The sequence below is a fragment of the Pseudomonas sp. TH34 genome (assembly GCF_016650865.1).
GTDB classification, from domain to species: Bacteria; Pseudomonadota; Gammaproteobacteria; order Pseudomonadales; family Pseudomonadaceae; genus Aquipseudomonas; species Aquipseudomonas yamanorum.
In genome coordinates, this window is the sequence record NZ_JAEKFB010000019.1 from 90,529 (window position 1) to 114,944 (window position 24,416).

At 61.8% G+C, this 24,416-nt stretch carries 22 protein-coding genes and 1 pseudogene; 7 read left to right on the forward strand and 16 right to left on the reverse strand.

The features are described from left to right. Window positions 1-37 precede the first annotated feature (37 nt). From JFU58_RS13235 to JFU58_RS13275, 9 genes and pseudogenes are all read right to left on the reverse strand, one after another. Entirely contained in the window at window positions 38-1,195 is a 1,158-nt protein-coding gene (locus JFU58_RS13235) for a D-alanyl-D-alanine carboxypeptidase family protein (RefSeq protein WP_017476252.1), read from the reverse strand. Between the two features lie 185 nt (window positions 1,196-1,380). Continuing rightward, window positions 1,381-2,379: a septal ring lytic transglycosylase RlpA family protein gene (locus tag JFU58_RS13240; protein WP_063026906.1), complete on the reverse strand. Its 999-nt coding sequence runs from the start codon at window positions 2,377-2,379 to the stop codon at window positions 1,381-1,383. After that, window positions 2,379-3,393 (reverse strand): annotated as a pseudogene (gene mltB / locus JFU58_RS13245) (lytic murein transglycosylase B). The gene JFU58_RS13240 and the pseudogene mltB overlap by 1 nt, the downstream one beginning before the upstream one ends. A gap of 17 nt (window positions 3,394-3,410) precedes the next feature. Then, entirely contained in the window at window positions 3,411-4,514 is a 1,104-nt protein-coding gene (gene rodA / locus JFU58_RS13250) for a rod shape-determining protein RodA (RefSeq protein WP_050543221.1), read from the reverse strand. Between the two features lie 31 nt (window positions 4,515-4,545). Then, window positions 4,546-6,444 (reverse strand): penicillin-binding protein 2, encoded by a 1,899-nt coding sequence (mrdA, locus tag JFU58_RS13255; RefSeq protein ID WP_063026904.1) that lies wholly within the window; start codon window positions 6,442-6,444, stop codon window positions 4,546-4,548. 15 nt (window positions 6,445-6,459) lie between these two features. Further along, window positions 6,460-6,927 (reverse strand): 23S rRNA (pseudouridine(1915)-N(3))-methyltransferase RlmH, encoded by a 468-nt coding sequence (gene rlmH / locus JFU58_RS13260; protein ID WP_003185785.1) that lies wholly within the window; start codon window positions 6,925-6,927, stop codon window positions 6,460-6,462. 9 nt (window positions 6,928-6,936) lie between these two features. Next, complete coding sequence (gene rsfS, locus JFU58_RS13265; protein ID WP_003215432.1) at window positions 6,937-7,431, reverse strand: ribosome silencing factor; 495 nt, start codon at window positions 7,429-7,431, stop codon at window positions 6,937-6,939. A 69-nt stretch (window positions 7,432-7,500) separates the two neighbouring features. Further along, window positions 7,501-8,145 carry a nicotinate-nucleotide adenylyltransferase gene (nadD, locus tag JFU58_RS13270; protein ID WP_003215431.1) on the reverse strand — a complete coding sequence of 215 codons (645 nt, stop codon included), beginning with the start codon at window positions 8,143-8,145 and terminating at the stop codon, window positions 7,501-7,503. After that, window positions 8,145-9,410, reverse strand: coding sequence for a glutamate-5-semialdehyde dehydrogenase (locus JFU58_RS13275; protein WP_177071851.1), 1,266 nt, complete (start codon window positions 9,408-9,410; stop codon window positions 8,145-8,147). The genes nadD and JFU58_RS13275 overlap by 1 nt, the downstream gene beginning before the upstream one ends. A 176-nt stretch (window positions 9,411-9,586) precedes the next feature. On the opposite strand from JFU58_RS13275, the gene JFU58_RS13280 reads away from it, so the two are divergent. Further along, window positions 9,587-10,270, forward strand: coding sequence for a DNA-3-methyladenine glycosylase (locus JFU58_RS13280; RefSeq protein WP_177071852.1), 684 nt, complete (start codon window positions 9,587-9,589; stop codon window positions 10,268-10,270). Between the two features lie 149 nt (window positions 10,271-10,419). Continuing rightward, window positions 10,420-11,736, forward strand: a complete 1,317-nt coding sequence (locus tag JFU58_RS13285; protein WP_201140878.1) for a bifunctional DedA family/phosphatase PAP2 family protein — start codon at window positions 10,420-10,422, stop codon at window positions 11,734-11,736. Here the strand turns inward: JFU58_RS13285 and JFU58_RS13290 are convergent. From JFU58_RS13290 to JFU58_RS13300, 3 genes are read right to left on the reverse strand one after another with little or no spacing between them, the layout of a single operon-like run. Beyond that, window positions 11,730-12,323 (reverse strand): LON peptidase substrate-binding domain-containing protein, encoded by a 594-nt coding sequence (locus JFU58_RS13290; protein ID WP_201140880.1) that lies wholly within the window; start codon window positions 12,321-12,323, stop codon window positions 11,730-11,732. The two genes, JFU58_RS13285 and JFU58_RS13290, sit on opposite strands and share 7 nt — an antisense overlap. Before the next feature lie 21 nt (window positions 12,324-12,344). Continuing rightward, complete coding sequence (locus JFU58_RS13295) at window positions 12,345-13,061, reverse strand: LrgB family protein (RefSeq protein WP_017476260.1); 717 nt, start codon at window positions 13,059-13,061, stop codon at window positions 12,345-12,347. Continuing rightward, window positions 13,058-13,411, reverse strand: a complete 354-nt coding sequence (locus JFU58_RS13300; RefSeq protein WP_017476261.1) for a CidA/LrgA family protein — start codon at window positions 13,409-13,411, stop codon at window positions 13,058-13,060. The genes JFU58_RS13295 and JFU58_RS13300 overlap by 4 nt, the downstream gene beginning before the upstream one ends. A 179-nt stretch (window positions 13,412-13,590) precedes the next feature. On the opposite strand from JFU58_RS13300, the gene JFU58_RS13305 reads away from it, so the two are divergent. From JFU58_RS13305 to JFU58_RS13315, 3 genes are all read left to right on the forward strand, one after another. Continuing rightward, a complete protein-coding gene (locus JFU58_RS13305; RefSeq protein ID WP_017476262.1) occupies window positions 13,591-14,046 on the forward strand; it encodes a MaoC family dehydratase in 456 nt (151 codons plus the stop codon). Between the two features lie 102 nt (window positions 14,047-14,148). Next, a complete protein-coding gene (locus tag JFU58_RS13310; RefSeq protein WP_063026900.1) occupies window positions 14,149-15,867 on the forward strand; it encodes a C13 family peptidase in 1,719 nt (572 codons plus the stop codon). 28 nt (window positions 15,868-15,895) lie between these two features. Continuing rightward, window positions 15,896-16,537, forward strand: a complete 642-nt coding sequence (locus JFU58_RS13315; protein WP_063026898.1) for an oxidoreductase — start codon at window positions 15,896-15,898, stop codon at window positions 16,535-16,537. A 147-nt stretch (window positions 16,538-16,684) separates the two neighbouring features. On the opposite strand, the gene JFU58_RS13320 is transcribed toward JFU58_RS13315, so the two are convergent. The 4 genes from JFU58_RS13320 to JFU58_RS13335 form a co-directional block, all read right to left on the reverse strand. Next, on the reverse strand, window positions 16,685-16,969 hold the full coding sequence (locus JFU58_RS13320) for a YceK/YidQ family lipoprotein (protein ID WP_063026896.1): 285 nt from the start codon (window positions 16,967-16,969) through the stop codon (window positions 16,685-16,687). After that, entirely contained in the window at window positions 16,962-17,591 is a 630-nt protein-coding gene (gene ubiX, locus JFU58_RS13325; RefSeq protein WP_003219402.1) for a flavin prenyltransferase UbiX, read from the reverse strand. The genes JFU58_RS13320 and ubiX overlap by 8 nt, the downstream gene beginning before the upstream one ends. After that, window positions 17,588-18,937, reverse strand: coding sequence for a UDP-N-acetylmuramate:L-alanyl-gamma-D-glutamyl-meso-diaminopimelate ligase (gene mpl, locus JFU58_RS13330; protein ID WP_177026234.1), 1,350 nt, complete (start codon window positions 18,935-18,937; stop codon window positions 17,588-17,590). Before mpl ends, ubiX begins: the two co-directional genes overlap by 4 nt. Before the next feature lie 61 nt (window positions 18,938-18,998). Further along, a complete protein-coding gene (locus JFU58_RS13335) occupies window positions 18,999-20,903 on the reverse strand; it encodes a sigma-54-dependent Fis family transcriptional regulator (RefSeq protein WP_201140882.1) in 1,905 nt (634 codons plus the stop codon). 285 nt (window positions 20,904-21,188) lie between these two features. Between JFU58_RS13335 and exaC the strand changes: the two genes are divergently transcribed. Together exaC and eat are read left to right on the forward strand one after the other, a co-directional pair. Next, window positions 21,189-22,709 carry an acetaldehyde dehydrogenase ExaC gene (gene exaC, locus JFU58_RS13340; protein WP_003219398.1) on the forward strand — a complete coding sequence of 507 codons (1,521 nt, stop codon included), beginning with the start codon at window positions 21,189-21,191 and terminating at the stop codon, window positions 22,707-22,709. Window positions 22,710-22,914: 205 nt separating this feature from the next. Further along, window positions 22,915-24,363 carry an ethanolamine permease gene (gene eat, locus JFU58_RS13345; protein ID WP_201140883.1) on the forward strand — a complete coding sequence of 483 codons (1,449 nt, stop codon included), beginning with the start codon at window positions 22,915-22,917 and terminating at the stop codon, window positions 24,361-24,363. Window positions 24,364-24,416 lie beyond the last annotated feature (53 nt).

The following is a 24,416-nucleotide window of genomic DNA, read 5'->3' on the forward strand; positions in this document are numbered from 1 at the left end:
GCGCCGGATCAGCGCGGGGTCATGCAGGTGCACACTATCAGTTGAACAAGCTGTAGAAGAATAGACGGATGCTATCCCACACGCGTCGGAAGATACCACCTTCGTCGACGGCGTCCAGAGCGATCAGGTCGGCGCTGTGCACCACCTTGTCGTCCAGCTTCACTTCGACCTTACCGATGACATCGCCCTTGGCGATCGGTGCGACCAGCTGCGGGTTCATGGTCATGCTGGCCACCAGCTTCTTGAGCTGGCCTTTAGGCATGGTCAAGGTCAGGTCTTCAGCCAGGCCGGCCTTGACTTGATGGGTCGCGCCTTTCCACACAGGGGCTTGAGCCAGCTCGGTGCCTTTCTGGTAGAAGGTCTGGGTTTCGAAGAAACGGAAGCCATAGGTCAGCAGCTTCTGCGTCTCGGCCGCACGGGCCTGCTCGCTGTTGGTACCGAATACCACGGCAATCAGGCGCTGGCCGTCACGGACAGCGGACGACACCATGCAGTAGCCGGCTTCGTCGGTGTGACCGGTTTTCAGACCATCGACGGTCTTGTCACGCCACAGCAACAGGTTGCGGTTAGGTTGCTTGATGTTGTTCCAGAAGAACTCTTTCTGGGAGTAGATCGCGTAGTGCACCGGGTCGACACGAATGATCGCGCGGGCCAGGATGGCCATGTCGTGAGCCGAAGAGTAGTGCTCCGGATTCGGCAGGCCGGTCGGGTTCATGAAGTGGCTGTTGGTCATGCCCAGGTCGGCCACGGTTTTGTTCATCATGTCGGCGAACGCGTCTTCGCTGCCGGCGATGTGCTCGGCCAAGGCCACGCTGGCATCGTTACCGGACTGGATGATGATGCCGTGCAGCAGGTCGCTGACAGTCACCTGCGAACCGACCTTGATGAACATCCGCGAACCGCCGGTGCGCCAGGCGTTTTCGCTGACGGTCACCGGATCGTTTTCACCGATCTGGCCGCGACGGATTTCCAGGGTCGCGATGTAGGCAGTCATCAGCTTGGTCAGGCTGGCTGGGGGCAGGCGCTGGTCACCGTTGTTCTCCACCAGCACGTTGCCGCTGGCGGCGTCCATCAGGACCCAGGCCTTGGCAGCCAGTTGCGGGGAAGCTGGCACCATTTCAACCGCCCAGGCGGCCGGGGTGATGATCAGCGAAAGAAGCAGGCACGTGCGTTTGGCTAAGGTGGTGATGTTCATCCGTCTCTCGAAATTGCTTATGGAAACTTGCCCTCGCGGGCAAAACTATTCAGACAGCCCGTCGCCAGACTGTCGCGTGTTCGGTTGTACGCCCACCCCTTGCCCCTGGGTTTTTATTGTTCAACGAGCCAACAACCAAGGCTCAAACCCGCATGCGAGCCTGAGCCATCAATCCTTTGTACTGCTTATTCGGCGGTGACCACGCTGGGTTGCCCCAGGTTGGCCATGCGCACACTGTTCTGCACTTGTGCAACTTCGCTCGGCGAGCCGATCGGCCCCATGCGCACACGGTGCAAGGTTTGCTGGTTACGCACAATAGAGCTGATAAACACCGGCGCACTGACCATTCCGCTGAGCTTGGACCTTAACAGCTCTGCCGCGTCAGGGTTGGCGAAAGCGCCCACTTGCAGGTACTGGCCGCCCACGGTAGAGGCTCCCGGCGCTGCATGGGGGATGACGACCGTGTCCGGGGCATGCTGCGCCGGTGGCGGTGTCCACTGCTCGATCTTGCCGGCCGAGGCGGTAACTTGTGGTTGCGGGGTTTGCGGTTCGTTGAGCATCAACGGCGCCGGCTTGCCACGCTGGGCCCAATACTGGGCAGGGTCGATACCTTCAACCTTCACCCGCGCCGTGCCGATCTCGGCATAACCAAGCTTCTTCGCGGCGGCGTAGGACAAGTCGATGATCCGGTCCGAATAGAACGGCCCACGGTCATTGACCCGCAGGATCACCGAGCGGTTGTTGTCCAGGTTGGTCACGCGTACATAGCTGGGCAGTGGCAGGGTCTTGTGCGCCGCGCTCATGCCGTACAGGTCATACACTTCGCCGTTGGCGGTGTTCTGGCCATGGAACTTGGTCCCGTACCAGGACGCCGTACCCGATTGCACGTAGGTCTTGGAGTCTTGCAGCGGGAAGTAGTTTTTGCCCAGCACGGTATAAGGGTTGGCCTTGTAAGGACCGGTGTGCAGGGTCGGCGTGGCATCCGGGATTTTCGACACATCCACATCCCACCACGGCGCGCCGTCTTTGTGGGCGCGGTTGATATCCAGCCCCGGTTGAGAGCGGATGGCCGTGCCACCGGACTTTTGCACCGGTGCACGACTGGTGGAGCAACTGACCACCAATAACGACAATGCGGCGTAAGCCACCAGCTTCAGGGGTTTGTACATCGGTGATACCGGCATTACTTGACGCCCCGTGCTTGGACCAGCATGTCTGACAGCTGATGCACGGCCATGGCGTACATCACACTGCGGTTATAACGCGTGATTGCGTAGAAATTCTTCAGGCCCATCCAATATTCCGGGCCATTTTCGCCTTCGAGGCGGAACGCCGTCACCGGCATATCATCGCGTGGCGCATTCTGACTCGACCAGCCCAGCGCCCGCAACTCCCCCACTGTCTTGACGGGCTCGATACCCTGGGTCAGGCCTTCGTCGGCGCGGTCACCGGTCACATCGGCGCGAATCACCACCGGCTCGCCGGCTACCCAACCGTGACGCTTGAAGTAGCTGGCGACGCTGCCGATGGCGTCATCGGGGTTGCTCCAGATATTGATATGGCCGTCACCGTCGAAATCCACGGCGTAGGCGCGAAAACTGCTCGGCATGAACTGCGGCAAGCCCATGGCCCCGGCGTAGGAACCCTTGAGGGTCAACGGGTCGACCTGCTCTTCACGGGCCAACAACAGGAACTCGCGCAGCTCTTTGCGGAAAAATTCCGGCGCGCGGCGGGTAATCAAAGCCCAGGGTCGACAAGGCGTCGATCACCCGGTAGCTGCCGGTGTTGCGGCCGTAGAAGGTTTCGATGCCGATAATGGCCACGATCACTTGGGCCGGAACCCCGTATTCCTGCTCGGCGCGGGCCAGTACGGCTTCGTGCTGGCGCCAGAAGTCCACACCACGCGCCACACGGGCGTCGGTCAGGAACATCGGGCGATATTCCTTCCACTGCTTCACGCGTTCGGCGGGCCGGGAGATGGCGTCGAGAATTGCCTGCTTGCGCTGGGCCTCGCGGAACACGCCCATCAGCTGTTCACCGGCGAAACCATAGTCACGGGTCATCTCACCGACAAATTCGGCGACCTGGGGCGAGCCGTCGTAGTCGCCGGCCTGCGCTTCCTGCACAGCGGCCCCCAGCAGGCCCAACAGGCCCATCCAGGACACGTGCCGAGCAGCCCAGCCGCGCATTACTTGCATTGACATCTTCACCTTATTCAAACCTGTGCGATCCACTTACGATGGGTATGGATCGACATCAAAACCCCAAACGCTGACATCAATGTCACCAGCGAAGTTCCGCCGTAGCTAATGAACGGCAACGGCACCCCAACCACCGGCAACAGGCCACTGACCATACCGATGTTGACGAAAACGTAAACAAAAAACGTCATGGTGAGGCTGCCGGCGAGCAATTTGCCGAACAGCGTTTGCGCCTGGGCAGTAATCACCAGGCCACGACCGATCAGCAGCAAGTAAATCAGCAACAGTGCGCAGATGCCCACCAGGCCGAACTCCTCGCCCATCACCGCGATAATAAAGTCGGTGTGGCTTTCCGGCAAAAAGTCCAGGTGCGACTGGGTGCCCAGCAGCCAGCCCTTGCCGAATACGCCGCCGGAACCGATGGCGGCCTTGGACTGGATGATGTTCCAGCCGGTGCCCAGCGGATCGCTCTCCGGATCGAGGAACGTGAGGATTCGCTGCTTCTGATAGTCGTGCATGAAAAAGAACCACATGGCCACGGCCACCGGCACGGCGGCGGCCAGCACGCTGAGGATCCAGCGCCAGCGCAGGCCACCCATAAACAGCACGAACGCGCCGCCCGCGAGGATCAGCAGCGAGGTGCCGAGGTCGGGCTGGCGCACGATCAGGATAAACGGCACCCCGATCAATATCAGGCTGATGCCCACGTGCTTGAGCTGCGGCGGCAATGTGCGTTTTGACAGGTACCAGGCGATGGTCGCCGGCATCAGGATCTTCATGAATTCCGACGGCTGGAAGCGAATCACCCCCGGGATGTTGATCCAGCGGGTGGCACCCATGGCGTTATGCCCCATGACATCCACCACCACCAGCAGCAACACCCCTGCGACGTACCCCAGCGGCACCCAGCGCGCCATGAAGCGCGGCTCCAGCTGAGCGATCACCACCATCGACAACAGGCCCAGGCCAAACGAAGACGCCTGCTTGATCAGCAGGTCCCAGTTTTTGCCACTGGCCGAATACAAAACAAACAGGCTGCCGGCCGCGAGGGTCAGCAGCAGGATCAGCAACGGGCCATCAATGTGCATGCGCTGCAGCAAGGTGGCGCGACGGCGCATCACATCCTCGCTGGAGAGGATGCGGTCAAAATTACTCTTCACGGGCCGTAGCCTCCACGCTGGATGGGGTGCCGCCATATTCGGGCTTGAGCTTGCCGTCTTCGGTCAACAGCCAGGCATCCATGACTTGACGCACCACGGGCGCTGCCACGCCGGAACCGGATTCACCGTTCTCGACCATCACCGCCACGGCGATCTTCGGGTTGTCGGCCGGGGCAAAGCCGACGAACAAGGCGTGGTCACGGTGGCGCTCCTGAACCTTGGAGCGGTCGTACTTCTCACCCTGCTTGATCGCGACCACCTGGGCCGTACCGCTCTTGCCGGCAATCCGGTATTGCGCGCCGGCCGCCGCTTTACGCGCGGTACCCCGGGCGCCGTGCATCACTTGCTGCATGCCGTGGTTGACCTTGGTCCAGTCGGACGGGTCGCGCAGCACAATGTCGGGAATCGGGTTTTCATCCACCGGGCGTTCGCCCTCGATGGTCTTGGCCAGGTGCGGACGGTTCCATACACCCTTGTTGGCCACCAGCGCGGTGGCCTGGGCCAGTTGCAGCGGCGTGGCCTGCATATAGCCCTGGCCGATCCCCAGAATCAGCGTTTCACCTGGGAACCACGCCTGTCGACGGGTTGCTCGCTTCCACTCGCGGGACGGCATCAGGCCTGGGGATTCTTCGAACATGTCCAGGGAGACTTTCTGACCGAGGCCGAACTTGCCCATGTACTCCGACAGCCGATCAATCCCCAGCTTGTGGGCCAGGTCATAGAAGTAGGTGTCGTTGGACCGCATGATCGCCGTGTCCAGGTCCACATAGCCGTCGCCGGTACGGTTCCAGTTACGGTATTTGTGATCGTAATTGGGCAGCATGTAGTAGCCGGGGTCGAACACGCGGCTCGACGCCGTGACCACACCCGAGTCCAGGCCGGCAATGGCTACCGCCGGCTTGATGGTCGAACCCGGTGGATACAGGCCGCGCAACACACGGTTGAACAACGGACGATCAATGGAATCGCGCAGCTCGGCGTAGGCCTTGAAGCTGATCCCGGTGACAAACAGGTTCGGGTCAAAACTCGGCTGACTGACCATCGCCAGCACTTCGCCTGTGCTCGGGTCCAGCGCCACCACGGCACCCCGACGCCCGCCCAGGGCCATCTCCGCCGCTTCCTGCAACTTGATGTCCAGGCTCAGCACGATGTCCTTGCCGGGCACCGGATCGGTACGCTTGAGCACCCGCAGCACGCGTCCACGGGCGTTGGTCTCGACTTCCTCGTAACCCACCTGGCCATGCAGTTCCGGCTCGTAAAAACGCTCGATGCCGGTCTTGCCGATATGGTGGGTGCCGCTGTAGTTGACCGGATCGAGGGTCTTCAGCTCTTTCTCGTTGATCCGGCCCATGTAGCCGACCGAATGCGCGAAGTGCGCCCCTTGCGGGTAGTGCCGCACCAACTGCGCCACCACTTCCACACCCGGCAGTCGGAACTGGTTCACCGCGATCCGGGCGATCTGCTCTTCGGTCAGCTCGAACAGGATCGGCACTGGCTCAAACGGCCGGCGCCCCTGCTTCATGCGTTTCTCGAAAATCACCCGGTCTTCCGGTGTCAGTTGCAGCACCTCGACGATCACATCGAGGATCTGCTGCCAATCGCCGGAACGTTCGCGGGTCATGCTCAGGCTGAAGCTGGGCCGGTTATCCGCGACCACCACGCCATTGCGGTCGAAAATCAGCCCACGGGTCGGCGGAATCGGCTGCACGTGCACCCGGTTGTTTTCCGACAATGTGGAGTGATAGTCGTACTGGATCACCTGCAGGAAATACAGGCGCGCAATCAGCACCCCCAGCAACGCCACCACCAAAATCGCGCCAAACACCACCCGCGCGCGTACAAGACGTGCGTCTTTCTCGTGGTCCTTGATGCGGATCGGCTGGGTCATCAGGCAGGGCGCAGATTATTTGTGGTAAGGGTGCCCGGACAGAACTGTCCAGGCGCGATACAGCTGTTCACCGATCAGAATTCTTACCAGCGGGTGCGGCAGTGTCAGGGGCGACAGCGACCAGCGCTGATCCGCCCGCGCGCACACTTCCGGCGCCAGCCCCTCGGGGCCGCCGACCATGAAGTTGACCGTGCGCGAATCCAGGCGCCAGCGATCCAGTTCCACCGCCAACTGCTCGGTGCTCCAGGGCTTGCCGTGCACTTCGAGGGTCACGATCCGCTCGTTGGGCCCGACCTTGGCCAGCATGGCTTCGCCTTCCTGACGGATAAAGCGGGCCACGTCGGCATTCTTGCCCCGGGTGTTGAGCGGTATTTCCACCAGTTCCAGCGCCAATTCGGATGGCAGGCGCTTGGCATATTCATGCCAGCCTTCTTCCACCCACTTGGGCATGCGTGAACCGACAGCGATCAGACGCAGGCGCACAGCCGTTCCTTATTCCTGGTCTTTGTTGAGCTTGTCGAAGTGCGCGTGGCCGACTTCAGGGCTGTGGTGCTTGCCATCCGCAGCACGGCTCTGCTCGGCGCCTTTCCACAGACGCTCAAGGTCGTAGAACTGACGGGCGTTGCTGGTCATCATGTGAACGATCACGTCGTCCATGTCCAACAGTACCCAGTCGCTGTCGCCCTTGCCTTCTTCACCCAATGGCTTGACGCCCTGGGCTTTGACCGCTTCGCGAACCTTGTCCAGCATCGCGCCGATCTGGCGGTTGGAGGTACCAGTGGCGATGATCATGAAGTCGGTGATGCTCTGCTTGTCGCGCACGTCCAGGACTTGAATGTCCTGGGCCTTCACGTCTTCCAGGGCAGCCACGGCAACCTTGACCAGCTCTTCGCCGGCCAGCTCAGGGCCGGTGTGGGCTTCTACTGGCAGAGGAGCGCTCTTGAACGTGCCTTTGCGCTTAACTTTGCTTACGTCTTTGTTCGTCATATAAAACTCGTTTTGCTCGTATGTTCGGGCGCTCGCTGCACGACTGTTCGTGCGTTCAAGCGCGCCTTTTCAGTTCGACGCACGGTAAAGCCCGTGCGCATCGATGTAGGCCAGGACCGCGTCAGGCACCAGGAAACGTACCGACTTCCCGCTGGCCAGCAGTTGACGGATCTGGGTGGCAGACACCGCAAGCGGGGTTTGCCAGACGAATGCAATATTCCCGCTCGGCCCGGTCAGGGCCAAAGGGTCACTTACCGACCGCGCTGCCAGCAGGTTGCGCAAGGCATCCGGCGATTCTGCGTCGGCATCCGGGCGTTGCAGCACCAGGATGTGGCAATGCTGGAGCAACTCTTCCCAGCGGTGCCAAGTGGGCAGGCCGCAAAACGCGTCCCAGCCCAAAAGTAGAAATAACTGGTCATCCGCGGCCAACTCGGCCCGCATCAGTTCCAGGGTGTCGACAGTGTAGGACGGTTTGTCGCGTTTGAGTTCGCGGTCGTCCACCACCAGTGGTGCGATGCCGGCCACCGCCAGGCGGACCATCTCCAGGCGCTGCTGCGCAGACACCTGCGGCGTGTCGCGATGGGGCGGCCGGGCATTCGGTGCCAGGCGCAACTCATCCAGCCCGAGGGCGTCCGCGACTTCCAGTGCACTGCGCAAATGGCCGATGTGCACGGGGTCGAAGGTGCCGCCGAGCAGCCCGATGCGTTTACCCATCAAGTGCGCACATGACCGTCACCGAACACCACGTACTTCTCGCTGGTCAGCCCTTCCAGGCCAACCGGGCCGCGTGCGTGGAGCTTGTCGGTGGAGATACCGATCTCCGCCCCCAGGCCATACTCGAAGCCGTCGGCGAAGCGCGTCGAAGCGTTGACCATCACCGAAGCGGAATCCACTTCGTTGAGGAAACGCCGAGCGTCGCTGAAATGCTCGGTGACAATGGCGTCGGTGTGCTTGGAGCCGTATTGGTTGATGTGTTCGATGGCCTGATCCAGGTCGTCGACAATGCGGATCGACAGGATCGGCGCCGTGTATTCGGTGTACCAGTCTTGCTCGGTGGCTTCAATCACGTCGCTGCCGAGGATCGCCCGGGTACGTTCGCAGCCGCGCAGTTCAACGCCCTTGTCGCGGTAGATGGCAGCCAGCGGCGGCAGCACGCGATCGGCAATGCCGGCGTGCACCAGCAGGGTTTCCATGGTGTTGCACGGGGCGTAGCGATGAGTCTTGGCGTTGTCGGCAATGCGGATCGCCTTGTCGAGGTCGGCGGCGATGTCGATGAACACGTGGCAGACGCCATCCAGGTGCTTGATAACCGGCACCTTGGCATCACGGCTCACGCGCTCGATCAGGCTCTTGCCGCCCCGCGGAACGATCACGTCAACGAATTCAGGCATGGTGATCAGCGCGCCAACGGCGGCGCGGTCGGTGGTCTCGACCACTTGCACCACTTCGGCCGGCAGCTCGGCCACGGCCAGGCCCTGCTGAATGCACGCGGCGATGGCACGGTTGGAATTGATGGCCTCGGAACCGCCCCGCAGGATGGTGGCATTGCCGGACTTGAGGCACAGGCTTGCGGCGTCGATGGTCACGTTCGGGCGCGACTCATAGATGATGCCGATCACGCCCAGGGGCACGCGCATCTTGCCCACCTGGATACCCGAGGGCAGGTAGCGCATGTCGCGGATTTCACCGATGGGGTCAGGCAGCTTCGCCACCTGGCGCAAACCTTCGATCATGTCGTCGATGCGTTCCGGCGTCAGCGCCAGGCGATCCAGCAAGGAAGGCTCCAGACCATTTGCCCGGCCGTTGGCCAGGTCTTGCTCGTTGGCGGCGGTCAGCTCGGAGCGCGAAGCATCCAGAGCGTCGGCAGCCGCCAGCAAGGCGCGGTTCTTCTGCGCCGTGCTCGCACGGGCGATCAACCGCGAAGCCTGACGGGCAGCGCGACCCAGGCGGGTCATGTAGTCAAGAACGGACTCAGTCATGGTCTGGTGGGGTCTTGGCAAAGAGGAAAGCGGCAGATTATAGCTGTGACGCCGTCCTACGGACAGCGGTGAGGGGCGGATGGTCGAAATGAACTGTAAAAACCCGACGTTCAGCGGGAATTAAGGCTGGAGTTGTTATCATCCTGTCACATTTAGCCGCATTACCTTTGATCGCCATGTCCAGTTTTTCGCCATTGATCCCCGCCAGTGCCCTGCCCGACGGCTTTTTCGACCGTGACGCGCAACTGCTCGCGCGCGAATTGCTGGGAAAAGTCATTCGCCACCGTGTCGGTGATTTGTGGCTGTCGGCGCGAATTATCGAAACCGAAGCCTATTACCTCGCCGAAAAAGGCAGCCACGCGTCCCTCGGCTACACAGAAAAGCGTAAGGCTTTGTTTCTGGATGGCGGCCACATCTATATGTACTACGCCCGTGGCGGCGACTCACTGAACTTCAGCGCCCATGGCCCGGGCAATGCGGTGCTGATCAAATCGGCCTATCCGTGGGTCGACGAAGTGTCGGGCCCGGCCAGCCTGGCGCAGATGCTGCTGAACAACCCGGACGCCAGCGGCAAGCCGCGCCCCTCGCAAAAGCTGTGTGCCGGCCAGACCTTGCTGTGCAAGGCGCTGGGTTTGAAGGTGCCGATGTGGGATGCCAAACGCTTTGACCAGGAGCGGCTCTACGTGGAAGACGTGGGGCTGGCGCCGGCGCAGATCATCCAGACCACCCGCCTGGGCATCCCCGGCGGGCGCGATGAACACCTGATGTACCGCTTCGTGGATGCCGGTTATGCACCGTATTGCACACGGAACCCGCTGCGCCGGGGCCAGGTCGAAGGCCGCGACTATTTTTTGATTTGAAACACACGAGCCTCCTGTAGGAGCGAGCTTGCTCGCGAAGAACCCGAGAGCGCCGCGCAAAACCAGATAGCCCGCGTTAGCGTTAACGACCTTCGCGAGCAAGCTCGCTCCTACAGAGGGGGCAATATTCACAAAGGGAGTTTGATTGTATGGGCCCATGGCTCGATGGCATTACCGGCTGGCTGACCCTGAACCCGCAATGGCTGGCCGTAGCGGTGTTTATCGTGGCGTGCGTGGAGTGCCTGGCCATTGCCGGCCTGATCGTACCGGGCACGGTGTTGCTGTTTGCCATCGCCGCATTGGCCGGCAGCGGCGCACTGTCCCTGGGAGAAACCCTGTTGCTGGGCTTCCTCGGTGGTGTGGTGGGCGATGTGGCTTCCTACTTCCTCGGTCGCCATTTCCACCAGAACATCCGGCGCCTGCCCGGCCTGCGGCACCACCCTGAATGGATGAGCGGCGCCGAGACTTACTTCCACAAATACGGCATTGCGAGCCTGCTGGTAGGACGCTTCATTGGCCCGCTGCGGCCGATGTTACCGATGGTTGCGGGCATGTGCGACATGCCCTTCCCACGCTTTGCTGCCGTGAGCCTGCTGGCCGGCGCGGGATGGTCGGTGGCGTATCTGCTGCCGGGCTGGGCCACCGGCGCGGCCTTCCGCCTGCCACTGCCCGAAGGTTTCTGGTCGGAGGCCGGGATTGTCGCCGCGTGCCTGGCGGTGCTGATCGGTGTGAGCCTCAACAGCAGCCTGCGCGGCCACCGGCGCGCCACCCTGTGGATTGGCTGCATCGGCGGCACATTGCTGCTCGCGCTGTTTATCGGCTATCCCTACCTGAACGACTTTGACCAAGGCTTGATGGCGCTGGTGCAGGAACACCGCGGCCCGGCGATTGATCGGGCGATGGTGATGGTGACCCAGCTCGGCGAGTTCAAGAAGATGTTTGTGGCCAGCGCCGTGTTGACCGGCCTGCTGGTAGTGGCGCGGCAATGGCGCCAGGCAATCTTTGTCGGCGCCACCCTGCTGGGCGCTGCGCTGATCAATACCGGCACCAAGCTGTTTTTTGCGCGGATGCGCCCTGAAGTGCTGACCGACCCGCTCACCAGCTTCAGCATGCCCAGCGGCCATGCGTCCGGCTCGTTCGCATTCTTCCTGGCATTGGCAGTGCTGGCCGGCCGTGGTCAGCCGACCCGCCTGCGGCTGACCTGGCTGGTGCTCGGCTGCATCCCCGCCGCCACCATCGCCATCTCCCGGGTCTACCTGGGCGCGCATTGGCCGACAGACATTCTGGCCGGCACTCTGCTGGCAATGACGGTCTGCGCCTTCAGCCTGACGCTAAGCCAGCACCGCAGCCCGCTGCCACCGATGCCGCCGAAAGTCTGGTGGCTGATCTTGCCGGTGTGTGGCGCGGTGCTCGGGCTCATTGCGTTTACCGGCACCTCCCACGCGCTGCTCAGGTACGCCTACTGAGTAAACAGTTCACCCTGCAACTCATCCAACAACAGCTGGATCGCATCCAGACGCAGTTGCGGGTCATCGAGTTGCAGCAGGTCGATCTTGTCAGCCTCGGTAAAGGGCAGCAGATACGCCAACTGATTGGCCAAGGCCTGCTGGCCATCTGCGTGGGTGCCCATGTCCAGGGACGCCACCATCGGGTGCTCGGCCAGGGCATGGAGCAACGCCAACAAGTCGGCGTCTTCCTCTTCCAGGGGCTGCTCGGGATGTTCGTCCAGCCATTGCACCTCAGCCACCAGCAGTTGGTCTTTCTGCACACCGGCATCGCGCACACGGAAGCGCCGACCGCCCTCGACCCGAATCCCCAGCAGGCCATTGTCCTGCTGCTTGAAGTCGCGGATCAGCGCTTCGCAGCCAATCAACGCATAGCCATCCGGCGCAAGCCCGACTTCCTTGCCGTCGAGGATGCACACCACGCCAAAGCTTTCGCCCTTTTTCATGCAGCGGCTGATCATGTCCAGATAGCGGGCCTCGAACAATTGCAGGTCGAGGGTGCACCCGGGAAACAGCACGGTATTGAGCGGGAAAAGCGCCAGACTCATAAAGGTTTCCTTAAACCCGACTTAAATAACCAGCGACACGGCCAACGGCAAGAACACCGCCGTGGCCACGCCCATCAAACTCATGGCCAACGCCGCAAAGGCGCCGGTCTCTTCGCTTTCCTGCAAGGCCACCGAGGTACCCACGGCGTGGGCGGTCATGCCCAGCGCCATGCCGCGCGCCTCGGGGCTGTGCACGCCCAGGCGCGATAAATACGCCGGGCCGATCATCGCGCCGATCACGCCGGTGATCAGCACAAACACCGCCGCCAATGCCGCCACGCCGCCGATCTGCTCGGCCACCAGCATCGCAATCGGTGACGTCACGGACTTGGGCGCCATGGTCATCAGCATCATGTGTTCAGCGCCAAACCACCAGCCCAGCAGCACGCACAGGCCGGTCGCCAATACGCCTCCCACCACCAGCGTAGTAAAAATCGGCCAGAACAATTGGCGAATCCGTCGCAGATTCAGGTAAAGCGGCACCGCCAGGGCCACCGTCGCCGGGCCCAGCAGGATGCTCATGATCTCGGTGCTCTTGCGGTACTCGACGTAGGTCAGGCCGCAACTGAGCAACACGCCGATCACCAGCAGCATCGACACCAGCACCGGCTGCAGGAAAATCCAGCGGGTTTTCTCGAAGCCGGCCAGCACCAGTTGATAGGCGCCAAGGGTGATGCCGATGCCGAACAGCGGGTGATGGATGACCGCCGTCCACGCGCCGTGCCAGTCGAAGATCATTGATCCTTCTCCTTGCGCTTGACCATCTGCTGCATCAGCACGCCGACAAAGCCCATGGCGATCACCAGCGACAACACCAACGCGCCGACGATGGCCCAGAAGTCGGCGGCGATGTCCTTGGCATACACCATCACGCCGACCGCAGGCGGCACCAGCAGCAACGGTAAATAACGCAGAAGACTGCTGGCCGCCAGGCTCAGGGGTTCACCGACTTCGCCGCGCCACACCAGGAAGGCCAGCATCAGCAGCAGCCCGATAATCGGCCCCGGCAGCACCGGGACAAACAAATGATTGATCGCCGTGCCGAGCAATTGAAACAGCACCAGCCATGTCAGACCGCGTAACAGCATCCGTTCTTCCCCCCCAAAAGCGTGTCGGCATTATAAGCACGCCGCCTCTATGGAACGGCATTCGCCAAAAGCATGGTGGGTTGACCGGGCCAAGTCCCCGTGATGATCTACATTGGTTCTCTGGACCTGTCCAAAAATACAAAACGATGAAGCCAATCGAACAAAGAAGGAGAGTCGCAATGCCCTCAGTACCCGTAGAGCAACTCAAGGATTATGTCGGCAAGGAACTGGGACGTTCCGCATGGCTCACCATCGACCAGGAGCGCATCAACCTGTTCGCGGAGGCCACCGGCGATTTTCAGTTCATCCACGTCGACCCGGTGAAAGCCGCCAAGACGCCGTTTGGCAGCACCATCGCCCACGGTTTCCTGTCGCTGTCGCTGATACCCAAGCTGATCGAAGACATCCTGATCATGCCCGAAGGCCTGAAAATGGCCGTCAACTATGGCCTGGACAGCGTGCGCTTCATTCAGCCGGTGAAGGTCGACTCCAAAGTGCGCCTGGCCGTGACCCTCACCGACGCTACCGAGAAAAAACCGGGGCAGTGGCTGCTTAAGGCCACCTGCACCCTGGAAATCGATGGCCAGGAGAAACCGGCGTATATAGCCGAGTCGTTGTCACTCTGCTTCGTCTGAGCCTGGCTGTGGTGAGCCCGCCTGCTCACCACAATTCATGTAAATTTATGTATAGATCTCGCAGCTGCGGCATACTCGGCGCTCAATTATCCGGATCCCGCTATGCGCCCACTCGCTCCCCTTGCTCTTGTCCTGTTGCTCACCGCGTGCGGCGACGGCGAATCGCTGTTGCCGCCCGATGCGCGGCTGCCCGATGGCGGTCGCTACCGTGGCGATGTGGTCAATGGCTTGCTGCAAGGCCAGGGCCGAGTGGACTACCCCAACGGCAGTTGGTACGCCGGCCAGTTCGATAAAGGCCAGTGGCACGGCCAGGGCGAATGGCATGGCAGCAACGGCGAGGTCTATAAAGGCCAGTTCCAGCAAGGCCTGTTTGACGGCCAGGGCAGCCTGACCACCGCGGGCAACAGCTACGTCGGCGGGTTCAAGCAAGGCAAGCGCAACGGCGAAGGCACCCTCAAAGAAGGGCAGATGACCTATCGCGGCGAATTCAAGGACGACCAGTATTCCGGTCTCGGCCGTCTCGAACTGGCCGACGGCAGCCAGTACCAGGGCCAGTTCGCCCACGGCAAGCCCAACGGCGAAGGCCAGCGCAACGACGACAGCGGCAACCAGTTCAGCGGCCACTTCGTCGATGGCCAGTTGGAGGGCAACGGCACCTTCAACAGCGCCGAAGGCGACATGTACATCGGCCACTTCAAACAGAACCAGCTCAATGGCAAGGGCCGTTATGAAAACGCCGACGGCGACGTGTGGATCGGCGAATTCAAGGAAGGCGCCCTCAGCGGCAAGGGTGAACTGATCGGCGTCGACGGCAGCCACTACGTCGGCCAATTCGTCGACTGGCGCTTCACCGGCCCAGGCCGCCTGAACCTCACCGACGGCAGCTTCTATATTGGCGGCTTCGACAGCGACAGCTATCAAGGCCGCGGCACCCTGGTGCTTACCGACGGTACCGTACAGGCCGGCACTTGGGTCAACGGCATGCGCGTGCGCGACGCCGATGGCAAATTATTGCCTGACCCATTGGAGATCGGCCTGTTTGCCCAGGGTCGCTTACTGGATGAGGCCCTCGCCGCCGTGCCCGCGTCCAAATCGGGCGTGGAGCTGTACAGCCTGGTGGTGGCCGGCGACGGCAAACAAAGCGTATTCCTGCGTGAAGCCGACTACGTCAGCAACATGCTCGCCACCCGCTTCGGCGCCTATGGCCAGATCCGCCTGGTGAACCATCGCGACCATATCGCCGACCGCCCGATGGCCACTCGTGAAAGCCTGCGCCGTGCGGTGCAGACCCTGGCCGAACGCAGTGGCCCGCAAGACCTGGTGTTCATCTACCTGACCAGCCACGGCACCCACGAACACGAACTGGTGCTCGACCAGCCGCGCATGGAGCTGGCCGACCTGCCGGCCGATGAACTGGCCGCCGTGCTGGCACCGCTGAAAAATCGCGACAAGATCATCGTGATTTCGGCCTGCTACTCCGGCGGGTTCATCCCGGCCCTGAAAGACGAACACACCCTGATCATGACCGCGTCGCGGGCCGACCGCGTATCGTTCGGCTGCTCTGAAGAGGCTGATTTCACCTATTTCGGCGACGCCCTCTTCGCCCAGGCCTTCAACCAGACCGACGATTTGCAGCAAGCCTTCAAGCTGGCGCAGACCCACGTGGCCGAACGCGAACAGGCCGACAACTTCGAAGCCTCCGAACCGCAGATCTGGGCCCCCAAAGGCGTGATCGCCCATTGGCAATTATTACGCAAACAGCAGGCACGAAAGGCGCTCGAAAGCGTCTCAATGAATAGCAAGGAAGCCAAGAGCAACTAAGCTGAATCTGTATAAAGGGGGAAACACCATGTACCTGACGCCTCAGCATATTTTGCTCGCAGGAGCGACCGGCCTGACCGGGGAGCACCTGCTGGACCGCCTGCTCAACGAGCCGACCGTGACCCGGGTGCTGGCGCCCAGCCGCAAGCCGCTGGCCGAGCATCCACACCTGGAAAACCCGGTGGGCGACCCGGCGGTGTTCCTGCCGCAGTTGAGCGGCCAAGTGGACATCGCCTTCTGCTGCCTGGGCACCACCATCAAACAGGCCGGGTCTGAAGCAGCCTTCCGCGCCGTCGACCTGGACATGGTCGTGGCCTTTGCCAAGCGCGCCCGGGAAATGGGTGCGCGGCACCTGATCGTGATCAGCGCGATTGGTGCCGATCCGAAATCCTCGATCTTCTACAACCGGGTCAAGGGCGAGATGGAACAGGCGCTGAAGGCTCAGGATTGGCCGCAGTTGACCATCGTCCGACCTTCACTGTTGCTGGGTGAGCGGTTGGAGCCACGCCTGGCCGAGCAACTGGCCGGGCCATTGTCGCGGCTGATTCCGGGTAAATACCACGGCATTGAAGTGTGTGAACTGGCGCGCGCGATGTGGCGGCTGGCGCTGGAAGAGCAGGATGGGGTGCGGGTTGTGGAGTCGGATGAGTTGCGTAAGCTCGGCAAGTAACCCGTAATCCAGGCCGAACACAATCAAAATGTGGAGCGGGCTTGCTCGCGAATGCGGTGGATCAGTCACTGATGTATTGACTGACACTGCGCATTCGCGAGCAAGCCCGCTCCCACATTGGATTTCTGTTAATCCTGAGATTAAGTACTAGAGCCCGCCCGTCGCGTTAAACCCAACCCCCAACACCGTCAGCACCGACAGCGGCAACAGCAGCGTGTCGAGCAGCGCGCTGGCCGGCAGGTCCACATGGGGATAGCTCGGCGCCTCGGCTCCGAAGCGGTCCATCGCGCAGCACCCACCCTGAATGGCATACATATCCAGGCGCGTCCCGGCATACACCACCGGCGCACCAGGTTGCGCCGCATCCAGCGTGCGCGCCGTCGCGCACCCCGTCAGTTGCAGCGCCAACAAGGTCATCAGTAGTTTATTCATCACTGCTCAAATGGTGCTCGCCCCAGCGCGGCAGCATGTCCTGGGGAATGTTCAGCAGGTTGAGAATCCGCGCCACCACAAAGTCCACCAGGTCATCGATGGTCTGCGGCTGGTGATAGAAACCCGGCGACGCCGGCAAGATGGTCACGCCCATGTTCGACAGTTTGAGCATGTGCTCCAGGTGGATGCTCGAATACGGCGCTTCGCGCGGCACCAGAATCAGCTGGCGACGCTCTTTCAAGGTCACGTCCGCCGCGCGCTCGATCAGGTTGTTGCAGGCCCCGGTGGCAATCGCCGACAAGGTCCCGGTGGAGCACGGCACCACCACCATCGCGGCCGGCGCGCCGGAGCCCGAGGCCACCGGCGACATCCAGTCTTCCTTGCCATAGACCTTGATCTGCCCCGCCGCCGCACCGGTGTACTCGGTGAGGAAGGCCTGCATCATCTGCACCTTGGGCGGCAACGCAACATCGGTCTCGGTGGCCAGCACCAATTGCGCCGCCTTGGAAATCAGGAAGTGCACCTCGCGGTCTTCGCGCACCAGGCAATCCAGCAGGCGCAAGCCATAGGGCGCGCCCGATGCGCCGGTCATCGCCAGGGTGACGCGTTCCGGGCCGCTCACTTCAGGGCCTCGGCGAGTTTGCCGTGCAGGCCGCCGAAGCCGCCGTTGCTCATGATCACCACGTGAGCGCCGGGCTTGGCCTGGTGTTTCACGTGCTCGATGATGCCTTCCAGTGAGTCGCAGCAAATCGACGGCACCGTGCACAGCGCGGCGATGGCGGGCAAGTCCCAGCCGAGGTTGGCCGGTGCATACCACACAGCCTGGTCTGCATCGTTCACGCTTTCCGGCAAACCATCACGGTGGGCGCCCAGCTTCATGGAGTTGGAGCGTGGCTCGATAATCGCGATTACCTGGGCGTCACCCACGCGCTTGCGCAAGCCATCCAGGGTGGTGGCGATGGCCGTCGGGTGGTGGGCAAAGTCGTCGTAGATGGTAATCCCATTCACTTCGGCGACCTTTTCCATACGGCGCTTGACGCTCTTGAATGCGCTCAAGGCGGCGATGCCCATGGATGGCACCACGCCGACATGCCGCGCGGCCGCCAGGGTGACCAAGGCGTTGGCGACGTTGTGCTGGCCCGTCATGTCCCAATCGACGATGCCCTGGGCGACGCCTTCGAACAGCACTTCAAATTTTGAACCGTCTTCACTCAGCAGCTTGACCTGCCATTGGCCGCCCGCGCCGGTGGTTTGTACCGGGGTCCAGCAGCCCATCTCGATGACCCGCTGCAGGGCTGGCTCGGTGGTCGGGTGAATCACCAGGCCTTCGCTTGGGATTGTGCGCACCAAGTGGTGGAACTGCCGCTCGATGGCCGCCAGATCGGGGAAGATATCCGCGTGATCGAACTCCAGGTTGTTCAGGATCGCCGTGCGCGGGCGGTAGTGAACGAACTTGGAACGCTTGTCGAAGAACGCGCTGTCATATTCATCGGCTTCGATGACAAAGAACGGGGTGTCGCCGAGGCGCGCCGACACCGAGAAATTCTGCGGTACGCCGCCGATCAGGAAGCCCGGGCTCATGCCCGCATGCTCCAGCACCCAGGCCAGCATGCTGCTGGTGGTGGTCTTGCCGTGGGTTCCGGCAACCGCCAGCACCCAACGGCCTTGCAACACGTGGTCTGCCAGCCATTGCGGGCCAGACACGTAAGGCAAACCTTTATTCAGTACATACTCGACCGCCGGGTTGCCGCGGCTCATGGCATTGCCGATCACCACCAGATCCGGGACCGGGTCGAACTGCGCCGGGTCGTAGCCTTGGGTCAGCTCAATGCCCTGGGCCTGCAGTTGCGTGCTCATGGGTGGATAAACATTGGCATCGGAGCCAGTAACATGATGGCCCAGTTCTTTGGCGAGAACCGCCATCGAGCCCATGAACGTGCCGCAAATACCGAGAATATGAATGTGCATAGTCGACCTCGTAAAACATCGAGGCAGGTTAGCGTAGGGTGGGAAAAATCGCACCCTTTAGCTAACGGGCGATCCCGTGTTTGCGCAGTTTTCTATACAAGGTGTTACGGCTAACCCCCAGTTGCTCCGCCGTGTGGCTCATGTGCCAGCGCTGTTGCTCCAAGGCATTGAGCAGCGCCAGGCGCTCTGCGTCGTCCAAGGGCGAATCCGAACGGTCCTCCACTACTGCCGGCTGCGCGCGCGCCTGGCGAATGACCGCCGGCAGGTCCTCGAGCCCAATCCGTCCGTCGTCACACAATGCCGCCAACGTGCGCAGCACCGTGCGCAACTGCCGCACATTGCCCGGCCAGGCAAATGCCAACAGTGCCTGACGCGCAGGGCTGTCGAGCAACACCGGCTGGTCGCCCGTCTCCTCAGCCAATAGAAAGTCGAGCAGTTGCGACTTATCGCTGCGCTCACGCAACGGCGGCAGGGCGATTTCCAGACCGTTCAGCCGGTAGTACAGGTCTTCGCGAAAACTGCCGTCCTCTACCCGCTCCAGCAAATTACGGTGGGTGGCGCTGATGATTCTGACGTTCACCGCCTGCGGCTCGCCGCCGATGGGCACCACAAGCCGGTCTTCCAACACTCTCAACAGCCGGGTTTGCAACGCCAGGGGCATGTCACCGATTTCATCCAGAAACAACGTGCCGCCGTCGGCTTGTTGCAGCTTGCCGCGCATGCCTTCCTTACGGGCGCCGGTGAAACTGCCGCCGCGATAGCCGAACAGCTCGCTCTCGATCAGGCTTTCCGGGATGGCCGCGCAGTTCAGGGCGATAAAGGCTTTGTCGGCCCGAAGACTGGCATGGTGCACTGCCTTGGCAAATGCCTCCTTACCGGAGCCGGTTTCGCCATTGATCAGCAACGGCACGTCGCGCTCAAACACACGTAACGCCTTACGGAAATCGTTTTGCAACGCCGCATCTCCCAGGCAAATGCCCGGCAACCGAGGCCGCTCGGGCAAAGCCTGGGGAATCGGCGCCGGCACGCTGCGAGGCTGGCCGCGCAACACCGCGAACAACCCTCGGCCATCGCGGGTACGCAGGGGCCAACTGGCGCTGGCATTCGCGCTGGCACGCCCGAGCAACTCGTCCAGGGAGCAATCGAAAAACGCCTCCACCGGCTGCCCCAACAGGCCGCCACGGATTTGCCCGAGCAGGTTCAACGCACTCTGGTTCACCGCACAAATGCGCCCGTCGCCATCGAACGCCAGCAACCCCTCACTGAACAGGCCCACGGACTCCGCCTGCAAATGAAAGCGCAGCAACCAGTGGTGTTCAAAATGCCGCAGGAAGTAACAGCTCTCGATCATCTTCGCCGAAAGATTGACCAGCGCCATGGTGTGGAACTGGCTCTGGCGCGACACCGCCTCCCGGGCCGAAGACACATCCAGCACCGCCAGCAGCTCGCCATGGGGGTCGAACACCGGGCTGGCCGAGCAGGTCAGGCCGGTATGTCGGCCACGGAAGTGTTCATCGCGATGAATCGTCAGGGACTGGCGCTCCACCAGGCAGGTGCCGATGCCGTTGGTGCCTTCGCAGGCCTCGCTCCAGTCGGCGCCCAGCCACAGGCCGGCACGTTCGAAAATCTTGCGCTCGCTGGGGGCGGTGACGCAGTTGAGGATCACCCCACGGGAGTCGGTCAGCAGTACCGCGTGACCAGCGCCGGAGAGCTGTTGGTGCAGGCTGTTCATTTCGCTGCCGGCGATGCTCAACACTTGTTGCAGGCGTTCGCGGCTTTCCAGCAGGCGATCATGTTCGAGCACGGTGGGCGCGATGGTCAGCGCGGGGTCGAGGTGATAGTCCTCCAGGCAACGCAGCCAGGAGCGGGCGATGGACGGATCGCTGCCGGGCCCGTGCAACGGGTCCTGCCCACGGGTGACCGTCAGGACTTGCTGGGCATGGCGACTGAAATGATCGTTTTGCATGTTCTTATTATTCTCCCTGCGTGAACTACCGCGCGCGAGTGCCCAGCATCCTCCAGCCTCCCGACCATTGCAATCCCGGGCAGACCCACCGGTCACAGGCTGTACCGCTTATGGCACAAACTGTCACCCGGGCTGTGCCAACCCTGCCACAGCAACGGTTTGCAACAACCTCTAAACCCTTGATTTACGGGCTCTACGAGGCACTGGCCCGACCTTTGCTCTACGCTTTAACAAGCACAACCGTGCGTCCTCCAATAAACACAAAAAAGCCAGGAGATACCCACCATGCGTTACGCACACCCCGGTACTGAAGGCGCTATCGTTTCGTTCAAGGCCAAGTACGGCAACTACATCGGCGGTGAATTTGTCGCGCCGGTCGATGGCAACTATTTCACCAATACCTCGCCGGTCAACGGCAAGCCCATCGCCGAATTCCCGCGCTCCACGGCCAAAGATATCGACAAGGCCCTGGACGCCGCCCACGCTGCCGCTGACGCCTGGGGCAAGACCTCGGCCCAGGACCGTTCGCTGGTGCTGCTGAAAATCGCCGACCGCATCGAACAGAACCTCGAACTGCTGGCCATCACCGAAACCTGGGACAACGGCAAGGCCGTTCGTGAAACCCTGAACGCCGACATCCCGCTGGCCGCTGACCACTTCCGCTACTTCGCCGGCTGCATCCGCGCCCAGGAAGGCAGCAGCGCCGAAATCAACGAACACACTGCCGCCTATCACTTCCACGAGCCGCTGGGCGTGGTCGGCCAGATCATCCCGTGGAACTTCCCGCTGCTGATGGCCGCCTGGAAACTCGCGCCAGCACTGGCCGCCGGTAACTGCGTGGTGCTCAAACCCGCCGAGCAAACCCCGCTGGGCATAAACGTACTGATGGAATTGATCGGCGACCTGCTGCCGCCGGGCGTACTGAACGTGGTGCACGGCTACGGCAAAGAAGCCGGCGAAGCCCTGGCCACCAGCAAGCGCATCGCCAAGATCGCCTTTACCGGGTCCACGCCTGTTGGCTCGCACATCATGCATGCGGCCGCCGAGAACATCATTCCGTCCACCGTTGAACTGGGCGGCAAGTCGCCGAACATCTTCTTCGCCGACATCATGAAAGCCGAACCGCAATTCATCGAGAAAGCCGCCGAAGGTTTGGTGCTCGCGTTCTTCAACCAGGGCGAAGTCTGCACCTGTCCTTCCCGCGCACTGGTGGAAGAGTCGATCTACGACGACTTCATGAAAGTGGTGATGAAGAAGGTCGAGTCGATCAAACGTGGCGACCCGCTGGACACCGACACCATGGTCGGCGCCCAGGCGTCCGAGCAGCAGTTCGACAAGATTTTGTCCTACCTCGAAATCGCCAAGGGCGAAGGCGCCGAGCTGCTGACCGGTGGCAAGGTCGAGAAGCTGACCGGCGATCTGGCCACCGGCTATTACATCCAGCCAACCCTGCTCAAAGGCACCAACAAGATGCGGGTGTTCCAGGAAGAAATCTTTGGCCCGGTGGTGAGCATCACCACGTTCAAGGATGAAGCCGAAGCCCTGGCGATCGCCAACGACACCGAGTTCGGCCTGGGTGCCGGCCTTTGGACCCGCGACATCAACCGCGCATACCGCATGGGCCGGGCAATCAAGGCCGGGCGTGTGTGGACCAACTGCTATCACCTGTACCCGGCGCATGCCGCGTTCGGTGGTTACAAGAAGTCCGGTGTGGGCCGTGAGACTCACAAGATGATGCTTGATCACTATCAGCAGACCAAAAACCTGCTGGTGAGCTACGACATCAACCCACTGGGCTTCTTCTAACTCACAACCCGCTCCCACATTTGAAATGCAATAAAAATGTGGGAGCGGGCTTGCTCGCGAATGCGGTGCATCAGTTACTGAATTTTCAACTGACCCACCGCATTCGCGAGCAAGCCCGCTCCCACACTTGATCTTCACAAGACCTTGCTACTCATTCGGCTTACTTAAGTAAGCCGGGATAAAACAATAAGAAAGGGATTCCATCATGCCCAGCGAACCGAATGGCGCTCCGGCGTCCGGGTCTTCCGTCGACTTTGAAAAGGTCGGCAACGAATACTTCCAACAACGGGAACTGAAAAAAGGCGCTGCCGGCTGGGTGCTTCTGGTCGGTCTCGGGGTTGCGTACGTGATCTCCGGCGACTACGCCGGCTGGAACTTCGGCCTCGCCCAGGGTGGCTGGGGCGGCATGTTCCTCGCCACACTGCTGATGGCCACCATGTACCTGTGCATGTGTTTCTCCCTGGCCGAACTGTCCTCCATGATTCCTACCGCCGGCGGCGGCTACGGCTTTGCCCGCAGCGCATTCGGCCCCTGGGGCGGGTTCCTCACCGGCACCGCGATCCTCATCGAATACGCCATCGCCCCCGCCGCCATCGCGGTGTTTATCGGTGCCTATTGCGAGTCGCTGTTCGGCATTGGCGGCTGGATGATCTACCTGGCGTTCTACATCATCTTTATCGGCATCCACATCTTCGGGGTGGGTGAGGCGCTGAAGCTGATGTTTGTGATTACTGCCGTCGCCGCGATTGCCCTGGGTGTATTCCTGGTGTCGATGGTGCCGCACTTCAGTGTCGCCAACCTGCTGGATATTCCAGTAACCGAGGCCAAGGGCGCCAGTAGCTTCCTGCCGTTCGGGTACGTCGGCGTGTGGGCGGCGATTCCCTATGCAATCTGGTTCTTCCTGGCCGTCGAAGGCGTGCCCCTGGCCGCTGAAGAAACCAAGAACCCGAAACGCGACCTGCCCCGCGGCCTGATTGGCGCCATTGTGGTGCTGACCAGCTTCGCCCTGCTGATTCTGGTGATCGCCCCGGGCGGTGCCGGCGCCTATGCGCTGATGGCGTCGGGCAATCCGCTGGTGGAGGCGCTGTCCAAAGCCTATGGCGGTTCCACCTGGATGGGCCACTTCGTCAATCTGGTGGGCCTGGCCGGGCTGATCGCGAGTTTCTTCTCGATCATCTACGCCTACTCCCGGCAGATCTTCGCCCTGTCCCGCGCCGGCTACCTGCCGCGCAAGCTGTCGCAGACCAACAAAAGCAAGGCGCCGGTCCTGGCCCTGGTGATCCCCGGCATTATCGGGTTTGGCCTGTCGCTGACCGGCCAGGGTGATTTGCTGATCCTGGTGGCCGTGTTCGGCGCGACCATTTCCTACGTGCTGATGATGGCCGCGCACATCACCTTGCGCATCCGCCGCCCCAAAATGGATCGCCCTTACCGCACACCGGGCGGCATCTTCACCTCGGGCGTCGCCCTGGTACTGGCCTGCATCGCCGTTGTGGCGGGCTTTCTGGTGGATCCACGCGTGGTGATTGGCGCCGCGATCATCTATGGAGTATTAATTGCTTACTTTGCTTTCTACAGTCGGCATCACTTGGTAGCAGGCACGCCGGAAGAAGAATTTGCGGCGATTCAGGCCGCAGAGGCCGCCTTGCATTAAACGCCGTAAACCTCGGTGCGGGGGCTTTACTCACATTCTGCCCGCACCGACAA

Coding starts and splice junctions, on each gene's coding strand:
- JFU58_RS13235 (WP_017476252.1), bottom strand. CDS start 1,195: ATGAACATCACCACCTTAGCCAAACGCACGTGCCTGCTTCTTTCGCTG.
- JFU58_RS13240 (WP_063026906.1), bottom strand. CDS start 2,379: ATGCCGGTATCACCGATGTACAAACCCCTGAAGCTGGTGGCTTACGCC.
- rodA (WP_050543221.1), bottom strand. CDS start 4,514: ATGCGCCGTCGCGCCACCTTGCTGCAGCGCATGCACATTGATGGCCCG.
- mrdA (WP_063026904.1), bottom strand. CDS start 6,444: ATGACCCAGCCGATCCGCATCAAGGACCACGAGAAAGACGCACGTCTT.
- rsfS (WP_003215432.1), bottom strand. CDS start 7,431: ATGACGAACAAAGACGTAAGCAAAGTTAAGCGCAAAGGCACGTTCAAG.
- nadD (WP_003215431.1), bottom strand. CDS start 8,145: ATGGGTAAACGCATCGGGCTGCTCGGCGGCACCTTCGACCCCGTGCAC.
- JFU58_RS13275 (WP_177071851.1), bottom strand. CDS start 9,410: ATGACTGAGTCCGTTCTTGACTACATGACCCGCCTGGGTCGCGCTGCC.
- JFU58_RS13280 (WP_177071852.1), top strand. CDS start 9,587: ATGTCCAGTTTTTCGCCATTGATCCCCGCCAGTGCCCTGCCCGACGGC.
- JFU58_RS13285 (WP_201140878.1), top strand. CDS start 10,420: ATGGGCCCATGGCTCGATGGCATTACCGGCTGGCTGACCCTGAACCCG.
- JFU58_RS13290 (WP_201140880.1), bottom strand. CDS start 12,323: ATGAGTCTGGCGCTTTTCCCGCTCAATACCGTGCTGTTTCCCGGGTGC.
- JFU58_RS13295 (WP_017476260.1), bottom strand. CDS start 13,061: ATGATCTTCGACTGGCACGGCGCGTGGACGGCGGTCATCCATCACCCG.
- JFU58_RS13300 (WP_017476261.1), bottom strand. CDS start 13,411: ATGCTGTTACGCGGTCTGACATGGCTGGTGCTGTTTCAATTGCTCGGC.
- JFU58_RS13305 (WP_017476262.1), top strand. CDS start 13,591: ATGCCCTCAGTACCCGTAGAGCAACTCAAGGATTATGTCGGCAAGGAA.
- JFU58_RS13310 (WP_063026900.1), top strand. CDS start 14,149: ATGCGCCCACTCGCTCCCCTTGCTCTTGTCCTGTTGCTCACCGCGTGC.
- JFU58_RS13315 (WP_063026898.1), top strand. CDS start 15,896: ATGTACCTGACGCCTCAGCATATTTTGCTCGCAGGAGCGACCGGCCTG.
- JFU58_RS13320 (WP_063026896.1), bottom strand. CDS start 16,969: ATGAATAAACTACTGATGACCTTGTTGGCGCTGCAACTGACGGGGTGC.
- mpl (WP_177026234.1), bottom strand. CDS start 18,937: ATGCACATTCATATTCTCGGTATTTGCGGCACGTTCATGGGCTCGATG.
- JFU58_RS13335 (WP_201140882.1), bottom strand. CDS start 20,903: ATGCAAAACGATCATTTCAGTCGCCATGCCCAGCAAGTCCTGACGGTC.
- exaC (WP_003219398.1), top strand. CDS start 21,189: ATGCGTTACGCACACCCCGGTACTGAAGGCGCTATCGTTTCGTTCAAG.
- eat (WP_201140883.1), top strand. CDS start 22,915: ATGCCCAGCGAACCGAATGGCGCTCCGGCGTCCGGGTCTTCCGTCGAC.